We start from the raw sequence: 12,231 nt of genomic DNA on the forward strand, positions 1-12,231 counted from the left end.
AAGGTAATTCGCGATTGAATTGATCGTTAGCTTTGCTGCACTACTCATTTGTGTCGTGAGCGTTTTGTTGCTATCCCGTTGCAAGTAGTCGCTTTACGGCCCTGAATGGGAGCTTCACAGTCAACTTCGAATACTCCTTGACTGCACGGGTGAGCTTATTGTTCCTTACCCTGCGGCGAAGACGCTCTTGTTCGCTGAGACTTACACTGCAAGGAAGTAGTTCGCCTTCAGGTTGGCAGTACCCACCCATGCAAACAGAGTTATTGAACTGCATGCCGAAATTTTCCTGTTGAACAACTCGGTCAATTAATGCGAGTGCGTGTACCCTAAACCAGGTGGGGAAAATCCCTGATCCACCACGTGATGTACGCGTGTCTTTCATCCCCATATGCACGTTGGTTGCGCCCCTCTTATACGGAAAACCGCCATCAGAGTTTTGAATTGATAGTATCAATCGCCTGGCCGCCAAGAGTGCATCTCGAATTTCACTGCGTCGATAATCAAAACGGTGATAGCAATTGACGAGGATGTCGATGGCATCGATGTCTTCACAGGCGCCGCCCCCAAGAGTTTCTGAAAAGCCTCCGTCGGCATGTTGGAGAGAAAGGGTGCAATCGATAAGTCTTTGCCAATGACGAACAGGGTGGCTGTGATGCCAATACAAGATCAGTTGATGATAGGCACCGCACATAGCAGCACGCGTTGAAGCTCCCTCGTCCGTGCCCCACATTCCTGTTTCAATGTCAAAATGCTGATCGTGGAAGTCGAACCAATCCCTTAGTCTTTCCTTCCATTCTTTGCCTTCCTCGATTCGCTGATGCCAATCAATTAGTTGCCCCACAAATAGCAGGTTATTACCTTCATACCAAGGGTTCGATAAGTCTCTTTCATTTAGCCACTGGAGCAAGTGAGAGCGATCTAGGAATCTTTCGAACGAGCGAAATGGATGGGTGGGGCGTGCCCCCATGTTGTCAATCGCCGGAAGAGCAGATGAGCAGGTGAGATGCAGGCTCAAATGCGAAATGTCGTGCTGTTGCCCTTTAGGAATGGTGGAGAATTCGTCTCCGACAAACCAGCCCGTTTCTGCGTCCTGGCAATCGAGTAGCCAATCGAGGTCGTTGTTGTGACTGTCATCTAGAGCGTTGAGAAAGTGCAACGTCTGTAACGCATATCCTGTTCCATATACAGTCCTGCGTTTTCCCTCGACAGATGCAAAGCCTGCGTCATCTTTGATTCTCAGCGAGTTGATATACTCAAGAACTCGAGTTTTCCAATTCATGGCGAATTTACTTGCAACGCCTTAATATGCACGAGATTCCCGCCACTGTGATGTCGTCGAGTTCTAGCTCTTGACCGGTGAAAACCTGGGGGAACCGCAGAACCCAGTCAAGGTGTAGAAAATCATAAGTGCGAACTAGCGTGTGGATTCTTGTTTGGGACGCTGCTCCAAACGTCTCGGAGAATGACTCAATACGCCACTTGTTGAGTGGTTGCAGCACAGTTGATTCGCGGCCTAGGTCGCGATGGCCGATCTCATTGAGTTTCTCGATGATAGTGCTCTCAGAAAACAGAAACTGTGCGTATGGCGCGTTGATCGTCCGGTAGGCGTGCAGTCCCCAAGGGCTACAGTAGAGCGGACTGAATGAGATCAGAATCAATCCTCCCGGGCGGACCACGCGAGACATCTCTGCCAAGCACTGGTCTGGCTGTTCGACATGTTCAAAAGTGTTGTAGCTGAAGGCACAATCAAATTCATTGTCTTCATAGGGCAGTCCATCCTCCATCTTTCCGATGTGGCTTGGTAGATGCCTGCATTGTTTTGAACGCCAGTCTTCCAGGTCGGTGCAGGCAACGTCGTGTCCGTATGCGGACAACTGCAAGGAGACTAGGCCGTCACCACAGCCCACTTCAAGCGTCTTCGCACCGGGTTCTTGCAGACAATCGAGCTTGAGCAACTCTGCGACACGTTCAGAGGCTCGAGTCCAGCACTCAAGCGGGCTGTATCCGTAGACGAAACGTCGCGCTGGAGTTCGGTTTTGAATGGCATCAAAGTTCCGATCGGTCTCCCTGGTGTCCGGCGGCGTTCCGTCACGCAGGATCGCCTCAATCTTGCGACGATGACGCAAGTACCAACGAGTCTTTACCGCCCTCGAGAAATTCTTGGCATCGTTTATGATTTTGCGTTTCTTGCTCATGTTTTGCGATTGAATGCGTTTTTGCTATCGCTCCGTACAGCAATGCGGGTGCAAACGTATTCCGTTAGTTCGGTTCATTAGGCACGCGTGTTGACATTCGCTTCGGGTTGAGTAAGAGAGTGCAGTTGCCAATTCTTAGACGCCAAAAAGATCGTATCTTGTTTCGGGACAACTTCATCTCTGTTGGCTGGATAGGAAGACACGATGAATGTCCGAAGGTGAACCAATGAGTTTAAAGTCGCAACTTCGCTTCCGTCCGATGCCTTTGCTTCGCTGCCGTTCGATGGGCGTGTCAGCTTCGCAAAGATGTAGCCGATAGGGGTGTAGAATCCATTTCCTGAAAAAGATTGCGGCTGCTGAGATGCCAGGCGACGGTTTCGTTTAGCCCTTCATCTAGGCTGACCTTAGGACTCCAACTCAGTATTTTTTCAGCCTTTTGGTTCTTGGCATGCGTAACGTGCATGTCGGCGTCGTGAAATGGTTTGTATTCGATTTTGGCCTTTTCGCCGGTGTGTCGCTCAAGCATTTCAATGACATCGTTCATTGGCACGGGAGTCTGGCCGCCACCTAAGTTGAACAGTTCGTATCCGACGGGCCGCAAAGCGGCTACAGTGCCGTCGGCAATGTCTGTTACGTAAGTGAAATCGCGTGACTGTTTTCCGTCACCGTAGAGCGTGATTGGGGTCCCAGATAGGATGGATTCAATGAACCGAAAGACTGCCATGTCGGGACGTCCGCTTGGGCCGTAAACGGTGAAGTAACGGAGGATGGAGACGTCCAAGCCGTAGAGGTGATGATAGGAAAAGGCCATGGATTCCGCGGCAAGTTTCGAGGCCGCATAGGGAGAGAGCGGCCTGACCGTTGGATTGGCTTCATCAAACGGCGCGGATTGCCCCGCGTACAGAGAAGACGTTGATGCGAGAACAAATTTTCCGACACCATGTTTGCGGCAACATTCCAACAGATTCAGATTTCCGTGTCCGTTGGTCTTCATGTAGACGTGAGGGTTTTTGGTGCTGTAACGCACCCCGGCTCGTGCCCCCAGGTTGATGACCGCGTCGAAGCCGTTCTGCGCAAAAATGCCATCGAGCACTTCTAGGTTTTCGATGTCCCCTTCGATGACTTCGATACCATGCTTTGCCGATTCATTTGAGCGGTGACGCTTTAGAATGGGTGAGTAGTAATCATTAAAGTTGTCAATTCCAACTACGTTGTGGCCATCTTCGGCGAGGCGAAGGCAAACGTGCGACCCAATAAAACCAGCTGCTCCTGTAACGAAAACTTTCATTGGCGATTGACTTGGATTGCGTTCCATTTTGGTCTAGCTAGGAGCCGGTAGAAGTTTCAGATGTCGAGCGTCTTTGGGATACTCGTGAATCTTCTGAACCTGGGAATCTTCGTCGATTAATGGTGGGGTAGATCGGGTGCGGTAGGGCCTGAGAGAGATTAGGCGTTTGGCAGCCCTCCCCTTGCTGAGGCTCGACCCTCCCGGAAGGAGGGTGAAGGATGTGGATGGCCCGGGCAGCTGGTGAGTTACTGACTGATATATCGCGGACGAGGTCGATGAGCGGGCCCGGCCGCTGACGCGTCGCGGCTCACTGGGGGAACAAAGCCGTATTGGCCCGGCCGCTGACGCGTCGCGGCTCACTGGGGCCATTGCCGGTAATTTTTTCCCGGCCGCTGACGCGTAACGGCTCAGGGGGCATATCCGGCGCGGTCTACTCGGCGGAGAGTTCGAGGGCGGCGATTTCGGTGATGAGCCGGTCGAAGCGGGGATCGGTCTCGCCGAAGCGGTCGCGGGCGATGCGGCAGACATTGCGCGCCTTGGCCGTCTCGCCTTGTTCCAATAGTCGTTGAGCGTACTGGTATCGCACGCTGGCGTTGCCCGGCACCAGGTTGATGATCTGGTCGTATGTCTTGTACACCTGGTCGTGATCGCCCATCACATAATCCAGTTCCAAGCGATTCAGCAGACAACGCACTTGGTCTTTCACCAAGTCACAGGAATCACAGTCGACTGAGTCGCGGGTCAACTGAACCGACCCGTCGCGAATCAGCGAATCCGACTTCAGGGCTTCGCGTGCCGTCAAATCGGCGATCGTTCGAAACGCCAACGGATCGTCGGGCAACACTTCGGCAATCGTCAGTTGCGGCGTATCAACGATGTCAGGGAACAGTGTGCGGGCGTATTGCCAACGTTCTTCGATCGCTTTGCGGAACGATTGCTTGGCCAATTCATACTGACCTTGGTTGATTGCTTCGCGGCCTAGTGTCACGAGGCGAACCGGATCGGCTTGGTTGAACAGGATCAACTGCTCGACCGCCTCGGCCGCCTGTTCTTCGTCGCTGTGGGCGAAATCCAGGCGTGCGAATTGCCAGCGGGCGGTACGGCTGAACGGGTTGGCCAGCAGCTGGGATTGTGCGTCTTGCAGCACCGGCCGATACAGATCGGCGGACGATCGATTTCGCAACCACAATGGCTTGCTGTTGTCGTCATAGTCGGCCGGACTGCGTGTCGTCGGATCGGTCAGCGAATAGAAACTGACTTGCTGTTCGCGGTTGACCGGCCCCGCCGCTTCGACTTCGCGGAAACGCGCCAGCTGGACACGGTACAACGCGCCGACTTGCAATAGGTCGGTACTGGTGACCGGACCGAGACGTTCGTCGATGCGTTTACTGAGCTGATCCAGTTGATCGACGTCGTACTTGACCGCTTCGAATTCTGCTTCGCTGGCACGGGCGATCCTTTGGTCGGTCGCCAAGGATCGCAACACGGTGGCCGACCAAAGGGTGGGGATGACCAGTAGGCCGGGCACGACCCATGAAGCCACCATCACGTGTTTCTTTTCAAACAGGTTGACCGGCTTCTTATCACGGGGTTGATCGGCAAAACGCTTTTCTTCGTCGGGTGTTGCCAAGTCCTGCTGGACGCCTCGGTTCAAAATGGCTGCGAATAAGATGCAGACGAAAACGCTGCAGGACGGAATGATCAAACCAAAATCAAAGCACTGGCTGATCAGGATCGCTCCCAAACAATACCAGCCGGCGATGCGGATTCCATGGTCGATCGCATCGGGTGAATCGGTTAGCAGATTCAAACCGTAGATCGCGATCGCATAGCCGGCGATCAGTAACAGGATCGACATCACGCCTTGTTCGGTGAACCATTCCAGCCAAAGGTTGTCGGCGTGTTTGAACCAGCCGCCTTTGGTCGTTTCTTGGTGTGGCAGGTAGGCGTGGCCGTAGCTGCCCATTCCCGATCCGCCGGGGAAGTGGGCCATTGCGGTTCGCCATCCGTCGGGCCAGTGGTCCAGGCGTCCGTTTCGCAGAATCGTCGACTGATTGGACTGGGTTTGGAAATCCATCCGCTCGATCGATTCCAAACTGAGATCGGTGGGGACGGTCAGCACGGCGACGCCAAGGACTGCGGTCAGTCCGACGACGAAGATGGTGGAGAATCCACGTCGCTGGCGGACCCAACCGAAGGCCAGGATCAGACCGATGATCGCGGCGACGACGCCACCACGAGACCCGCCGATCATCAGGCCGGTTCCGCAAAAGACGACGGCCAGGATTCCGATCAACGATGTTCGGTCACCGATCAGAGCAAAGGCGTCGCTGAAGTCGAATTCCGGGTCATCCAGGTCTTGGCCGGTCAACGCGGCAATCCGCCAAGCGAGCAACCCGAAACCGCAGCCGATCCCAAGGTTCAAAAACAGCGCGGCGTTGTTGCGGTTGATGAAGGTTCCGAAGCCTGCGTTGATGTCACCGGCAAAACTCCACATTTCAAAGCCGGGGATCAACCGCCGGCCGATACCGATGGCGGCGACCGTCGCGGCGCTGGCGGCCAGGACTGACAACAGCACGGTCAAACGCATTCGTGTGTTGAAGACGACGGTCGCGGTCCAGAGGACGGTGGCCAGCATGCACAGCATCGCCAAACCGTGACGGGTGCGGTACTGGTCCACGGTGATCGGGAAAAGCGACGGCATGTCGTCGGCGGCAACGAACGGTTCGATCCACTGGGTGTAAGCGGTTTGTGACCCGGGGCTGATTAGGCCGACGATGCTGGAGGGCAGCGGAACGGATTGAAAGAACGTGTACCCGATCCAGATGGCCAGCGGCAGCAGGAACAAGTGCTGTCGGAGGCCTCGGGAATTGTCGCGCCCGAAAAGGCTGGGGATCGCCAGCAGGAACGCGAGGAAGACCGCGAGTGCGGCGACCAATTGCGTCCAGTACAACACTCCGCCGAAGTCCAACGCCAGCAGTAGCGGAAGACTCATCAGAATCGTCGCGGAGGTCCAGGCGGTGAGGTTGCGGAAGAGGTACAAGGTGGTTGGGAACTAGGGTTTTCGGGTGACGGGTGGGCCGGTGACGGGTTGCGGATTGGGGGAGGGTGAAGGGTGTTGCGATTCACCCTCCTGCTTTGCGGGAGGGTCGGAGTCGAGGTACGAGATTCCGGGGAGGGTGTTTCAGTGAGGGGCGGACGCTACTTTCGCGGAGCGAAAGGCGACTTTGTGAGCCGCTGGGCGCTAGCCGCGGGTTGGTGTGGATGTTGGGGACGGCCCTCCCCTCGATTAGGCTCGACCCTCCCGGAGGGCGGGTGAAGGAATTTGGGGTTCACCCTCCTGCTTTGCGGGAGGGTCGGAGTCGAGGTACGAGATTCCGGGGAGGGTGTTTCAGTGAGGGGCGGACGCTACTTTCGCGGAGCGAAAGGCGACTCTGTAAGCCGCATGGCGCTAGCCGCGGTTTGGTGTGGATGTTGGGGACGGCCCTCCCCTCGCTTAGGCTCGACCCTCCCGGAGGGTGGCCTGACGAATCGGTGGCAATCTGGGAGTTCTGGGGCTTTTTCTGGATTGAAAACGGTTGCGTCCCCTCGCTAGGTATTGGTTACCAAATCACTACCGCGAAGGAACGCAACCATGAGTCAAGTATCCGATAGGAATGCTCCGGCGAGAAGATCAGTTCGAGGCGATCGGGCCATGCAGGTCGTCAGCCCGCGGCGTGGTCAGCCGGGGGCGGCCGCCGACCCTTCGACTTCGTGTGACCGCAAGAAAACTCAGCAGCTGCAAAGAGAACTACATTCACTGCGAGCCGAGTTGGAGCATTATCGCTCTTTGGCCACGCCCTCCGATCCGGTTGCAGCACTTCCCAACGACCGACCTCTTCGGGGACATCAATTTGGAGTTCGGTTGATCGCCTTGTGCATCGAGCTGGCAAAGCGGGTCGGTTTTCGCGCCACGGCGTTTGTTGTGAAGTTGATGTTTGAATTTTTGGGTGTCGATCAGAAGGTTCCCTCCCACGATGCCATCGCTCAGTGGACGATGCGGTTGGGAGTTGCCGAGTTGGCCGAGACATTTGACAGCACTCAGGAGGTTCTCTGGATGGCCGATCACTCCAGCCAAATCGGTAAAGAGAAAGTCCTGCTGATCATCGGGATGCGGGTCGACGACTTGCCACCGCCGGGCGAAACACTCGATCTGGAAAAACTCAAAGTGCTCGCGATTGTGCCGGGGGAGAAATGGAAGAAGGAGGATGTCGATCGCGAGTATCAGCGACTGGCCGAAAAGATCGGCCCGCCGGTTTATCTTCTTTGCGATGGTGCGGTGGAACTTCGCGATCCGGCGAAAAATCTCGTCAAAGACGGCAAACAAGCCATCGTTCTTCAAGACCTCAAACACCACGCGGCCAACTTGCTCGAGAAACAGGTTGGGCGATCCGAGCGGTTCAAAGCGTTCATGACGCAGGTCGGGCTGACACGAAACCGAGTTCAACAAACCGAACTGGGGCACTTTATGCCGCCACCGCTGAAACAGAAATCGCGTTTTATGAATCTGGGCTCCCTGCTGCGTTGGTCGACCATGGTCATGCACCACCTGAATCATCCCGAAAGCGATTCGAGAGCAGGGGTCACCGAGGAGCGAATCGATGAGAAGCTTGGTTGGTTGCGTGACTTCGCTGACGACTTGGCGCAGTGGAATCAGTGTCAGGAAGTGATCAATGAAACTCTGTCGTGGATCAATCAAAGCGGGCTGAGATGTGATAGCACTGCTGAGCTGCGTGATCTGCTCGCGTCGTGGTTAGAGTTGCCGTTAGGTCAATCCGGTCGGCAGATGGCCGAGAAGCTTGTGGACTTTGTCGCCGCGAGCGAGCAGCAACTTCCCGCGGGCTCTCGCGCGTGGCTTTCGACGGAGATCTTGGAATCGCTCTTCGGGCGGTTCAAACAGCTTGAACGGCAACACAGCAAAGGAGGATTCACTCGCTTGTTGGCGTGCCTTCCGACACTCTGCAGGCGAGTCACCGCCGACAGAGTCCGTTCCAGATTCAAACACGTCCAAGCCGGCGACGTTCAGCAATGGATCCGTGATACGCTACCGAATACCCTCACCGCCCGACGAAATGCCGCCTACCGAGAGGCTTTCGCACAACAATGATGGAAAACGAAAGTTATCACCGATTCGTCAGGCCACCCGGAGGGAGGGTAAAGGAATTTGGGGTTCACCCTCCTGCTTTGCGGGAGGGTCGGAGTCGAGGCACGAGATTCCGGGGAGGGTGTTTCAGTGAGGGGCGGACGCTACTTTCGCGGAGCGAAAGGCGACTTTGTGAGCCGCATGGCGCTAGCCGCGGGTTTGTGTTGGTGGATGTTGGGAACGCCCGGCCGCTGACGCGTCACGGCTCACGGGGAGGGTGAAGGATGTTGGGGTTCACCCTCCTGCTTTGCGGGAGGGTCGGAGTCGAGGCACGAGATTCCGGGGAGGGTGTTTCAGTGAGGGGCGGACGCTACTTTCGCGGAGCGAAAGGCGACTTTGTGAGCCGCATGGCGCTAGCCGCGGGTTTGTGTTGGTGGATGTTGGGAACGCCCGGCCGCTGACGCGTCACGGCTCACGGGGGTTGATTCTGGTTAGGTGATTCTTTCGATTTCGCGTTTGACCATCAGCGCGGCTAGTTCGGGCAGTTGCGTTTGGGCGGTCCAGCCGAGTTGTTGTTCGGCTTTGGCGGGATTGCCGACCAGGTTGGACACTTCGCTTGGACGCACATACTTCGCGTCATGTTCCACATGGTCTTTCCAGTTCAAACCGACCGAGTCGAATGCGAACGCTAGAAAGTCTTCGACGCTGTGTTGGCGTCCGGTGGCGATGATGAAGTCGTCGGGTTGGTCTTGGCACAACATCCGGTGCATCGCGTCGACGTATTCCGGTGCGTAGCCCCAGTCACGGCGTGAATCGATGGTGCCCAGTCGAAGTTTATCGCTGTGGCCGGCGTGGATCGCAGCGACGGCTCGAGCGATCTTGCGTGTGACGAATGATTCACCACGTCGCGGCGATTCGTGGTTGTAACAGATCGCGTTGCAAGCGAATAAACCGAAGGATTCTCGATATAGTTGCACCATCTGGGTCGCGAAGGTCTTGGCAACACCGTAGGGCGTGACCGGTCGCATCGCGGTCGATTCGTCTTGGGGGGAATGTTCCGGGCGGCCAAAGATCTCACTGCTGCTGATGTGCAGGAACCGCGGTTGTTTTTCTAGGTCGCGCAGGATCTCCAGGATCTTCAGCGTTCCCATCGCGGTGAACTGCGATGTGGTCTCGGGAATCTCGAAGCTGGTGCCGACGTGACTTTGGCCCGCCAAGTGGTACATGTGATCCGGCTGGGTCTTGACCAGGATTCGCCGGATGGTGGTGGAATCGTTCAGGTCGGCGTAGTGCAGGAACAGCCGTTGGTTATAGATGTTCTTGTCGTGATACAGGTGATCGATTCGGCCTCGGGCGGTTGTACTGCTGCGGCGAACGATTCCGTGGACCGTGTGGCCTTGCGAAAGCAGGCGTTCGGTCAGGTAGGAGCCATCTTGACCGGTGATGCCGGTGATCAGGGAGGTGGTGGTCAAGGAATGGTGGGTTGGGGGCGGACGCTACTTTCGCGGAGCGAAAGGCGACGATGTGAGCCACGGGTTTGTGTTGGGGTGGCGGTGGCGTGCGTTTGGGCCCGGCCGCTGACGCGTCACGGCTCACGGGGGGAGGGTGACTTTGTGAGCCGCTTGGCGCTAGCCGCGGGTTTGTGTTGGGGTGGCGGTGGCGTGCGTTTGGGCCCGGCCGCTGACGCGTCACGGCTCACGGGGGGAGGGTGAAGGATGTTGCGATTCACCCTCCTGCTTTGCGGGAGGGTCGGGATCGAGGGACGAGATTCCGGGGAGGGTGTTTGGGTGAGGGGCGGACGCTACTTTCGCGGAGCGAAAGGCGACTTTGGGATTAAATCGCTTCGACTTGGCAGTCTTCCAGGGCGACGCTGACGCCTTGTTCCATGAATCGAACGGCGACCAGCAGGCGTGTTTCGCCTTCGCGGCGGACCACCGTACCTTCGTATCCGGCGAACGCACCGTTACGGACACGAACGAGTTGGCCCGCTTCGATTTTGCTTTCCAGCGTCAGCGGCACATCCATCTCGATCAGATCATGGATCTGTCGCAGGTCGTGCACCAATTCCGCCGAGTCGGGAACTTCTGCGGCCGTCGAAACGCAACCACTGCAGACGGCTTGGTATCGTGCTTCGTTGTCGCCCATGACGAACACATAGTTCGTGAACAGGGGCAAGAACGAGGTGCGGATGCGTCCGGCCGGGGACCGGTATCGTTTCGGGATCAGCGGTCCGTAGTGCGGCACGTTGTGCTTTCGCAGGTGACGCATCAGTTGTTTTTCTTGCCGTGAGTTGGTGTAGACCATCCACCACGGCTGTTCGGTGACTTCGTCCAGTTCAAACAAGTTGTCTGGCAGTCGGTCGGGCTCGGCAGCAAGAATCGGCATGTGTCGCGGTCGTGCGTGTGTGAGCGTTTGGTGTCCGCCGGTGGCGAACCAGTGCACCTGTGCTGGCATCAAGCCTAGCAAGGTGGGCGAACCGGTTGAATCCGGATCATGTTTCGTGGGTCGGGGCGTTCGGTCGGCGCGGACTTCGTCCCCTTGGGTGACACCTCAGCCGTCCGATGCGGCTCTGTGGACTTCGCCGGCAAGTTTGTGCTTGCTGCCGGGTCCATCTCAATATTTCCATTGCCAAACTAAATCGATCGTTACTGGAAGAACGCGTGAAACATTGAGTTTGTGCTTACGCGTTGGCCATTTGGATCGACGGCCGGGGAAGACGTCCCTTGGGACCCGAACGGGTCGTTCAGATAAGCTTCATCCGCCGCGCTCTGTAGCTTGCCTTCGCGCAGTTAGTTCCGCAAGGAACCGGTCAGAGAATCTTCGATGAATGGGCCCACCCGCGCGAGCCGGTAAGGAAGAAAGATCGCAAACCGAAAAACCGGCAATTCCTGAACGGTATTTCTGGCAAACTTCGCCGGCGGAATTGACCGGATCGCGGAGGGAGGTTGATGGGTGTGGGGGCCCGGACGGTGATGGGCCTTTGTGAGCCGCATGGCGCTAGCCGCGGGTTTGGTTGGTTTGCGGGAACGGCCCGGCCGGTGATGGCACTTTGTGAGCCGCATGGCGCTAGCCGCGGGTTTGGGTTGGTTTGCGGGAACGGCCCACCCCTCGATTAGGCTCGACCCTCCCGGAGGGAGGGTGAAAGAAAATGCGAATCACCCTCCTGCTTTGCGGGAGGGTCGGGATCGAGGGACGAGATTCCGGGGAGGGTGGCGGCAGTGGCTCGCTACTTTCGGCGGAGCGAAAGGCGACGATGTGAGCCGCGTGGCGCTAGCCGCGGGTTTGCGTTGGTGCATGGATGGGGGCCCGGTCGCTGACGCGTCACGGCTCACGGGGTGAGGGTGTCTTTATGAGCCGCATGGCGCTAGCCGCGGGTTTGCGTTGGTGCATGGATGGGGGCCCGGCCGCTGACACGTCACGGCTTACGGGGTGAGGGTGTCTTTATGAGCCGCGTGGCGCTAGCCGCGGGTTTGCGTTGGTGCATGGATGGGGGCCCGGCCGCTGACGCGTCACGGCTCACGGGGTGAGGGTGTCTTTATGAGCCGCATGGCGCTAGCCGCGGGTTCGGGTTGGTGCATGGATGGGGGCCCGGCCGCTGACGCGTCACGGCTTACGGGGAGGTGAAG

7 protein-coding genes are annotated in these 12,231 nt (G+C 57.2%); 1 reads left to right on the forward strand and 6 read right to left on the reverse strand.

All coding sequences use genetic code 11. From position 1 onward, the window contains the following. Positions 1-70: 70 nt before the first annotated feature. The 4 genes from Mal65_RS13500 to Mal65_RS13515 form a co-directional block, all read right to left on the reverse strand. Positions 71-1,279, reverse strand: coding sequence for a prenyltransferase/squalene oxidase repeat-containing protein (locus tag Mal65_RS13500; RefSeq protein WP_145298448.1), 1,209 nt, complete (start codon positions 1,277-1,279; stop codon positions 71-73). Positions 1,280-1,286: 7 nt separating this feature from the next. Then, positions 1,287-2,195, reverse strand: a complete 909-nt coding sequence (locus tag Mal65_RS13505; RefSeq protein ID WP_145298451.1) for a class I SAM-dependent methyltransferase — start codon at positions 2,193-2,195, stop codon at positions 1,287-1,289. A 292-nt stretch (positions 2,196-2,487) separates the two neighbouring features. Continuing rightward, a complete protein-coding gene (locus Mal65_RS13510) occupies positions 2,488-3,510 on the reverse strand; it encodes an NAD-dependent epimerase/dehydratase family protein (protein WP_196784137.1) in 1,023 nt (340 codons plus the stop codon). 403 nt (positions 3,511-3,913) lie between these two features. After that, complete coding sequence (locus Mal65_RS13515; protein WP_145298457.1) at positions 3,914-6,478, reverse strand: O-antigen ligase family protein; 2,565 nt, start codon at positions 6,476-6,478, stop codon at positions 3,914-3,916. A gap of 978 nt (positions 6,479-7,456) precedes the next feature. On the opposite strand from Mal65_RS13515, the gene Mal65_RS13520 reads away from it, so the two are divergent. After that, entirely contained in the window at positions 7,457-8,629 is a 1,173-nt protein-coding gene (locus Mal65_RS13520; protein WP_145298460.1) for a hypothetical protein, read from the forward strand. A 467-nt stretch (positions 8,630-9,096) separates the two neighbouring features. On the opposite strand, the gene Mal65_RS13525 is transcribed toward Mal65_RS13520, so the two are convergent. Together Mal65_RS13525 and nusG are read right to left on the reverse strand one after the other, a co-directional pair. Further along, positions 9,097-10,077 (reverse strand): GDP-mannose 4,6-dehydratase, encoded by a 981-nt coding sequence (locus Mal65_RS13525; protein WP_145298463.1) that lies wholly within the window; start codon positions 10,075-10,077, stop codon positions 9,097-9,099. Between the two features lie 361 nt (positions 10,078-10,438). Then, positions 10,439-10,990 carry a transcription termination/antitermination protein NusG gene (gene nusG / locus Mal65_RS13530; protein ID WP_145298465.1) on the reverse strand — a complete coding sequence of 184 codons (552 nt, stop codon included), beginning with the start codon at positions 10,988-10,990 and terminating at the stop codon, positions 10,439-10,441. Positions 10,991-12,231: the final 1,241 nt, after the last annotated feature.

The organism is Crateriforma conspicua (assembly GCF_007752935.1).
In the GTDB taxonomy this organism is placed as follows: Bacteria; Planctomycetota; Planctomycetia; order Pirellulales; family Pirellulaceae; genus Crateriforma; species Crateriforma conspicua.

Bases quoted from the DNA above. Each gene is read 5' to 3' on its own strand.
- Mal65_RS13515 (WP_145298457.1), bottom strand. From the start codon at position 6,478: ATGAGTCTTCCGCTACTGCTGGCGTTGGACTTCGGCGGAGTGTTGTAC.
- Mal65_RS13505 (WP_145298451.1), bottom strand. From the start codon at position 2,195: ATGAGCAAGAAACGCAAAATCATAAACGATGCCAAGAATTTCTCGAGG.
- Mal65_RS13510 (WP_196784137.1), bottom strand. From the start codon at position 3,510: ATGGAACGCAATCCAAGTCAATCGCCAATGAAAGTTTTCGTTACAGGA.
- Mal65_RS13500 (WP_145298448.1), bottom strand. From the start codon at position 1,279: ATGAATTGGAAAACTCGAGTTCTTGAGTATATCAACTCGCTGAGAATC.
- Mal65_RS13520 (WP_145298460.1), top strand. From the start codon at position 7,457: ATGTTTGAATTTTTGGGTGTCGATCAGAAGGTTCCCTCCCACGATGCC.
- nusG (WP_145298465.1), bottom strand. From the start codon at position 10,990: ATGCCGATTCTTGCTGCCGAGCCCGACCGACTGCCAGACAACTTGTTT.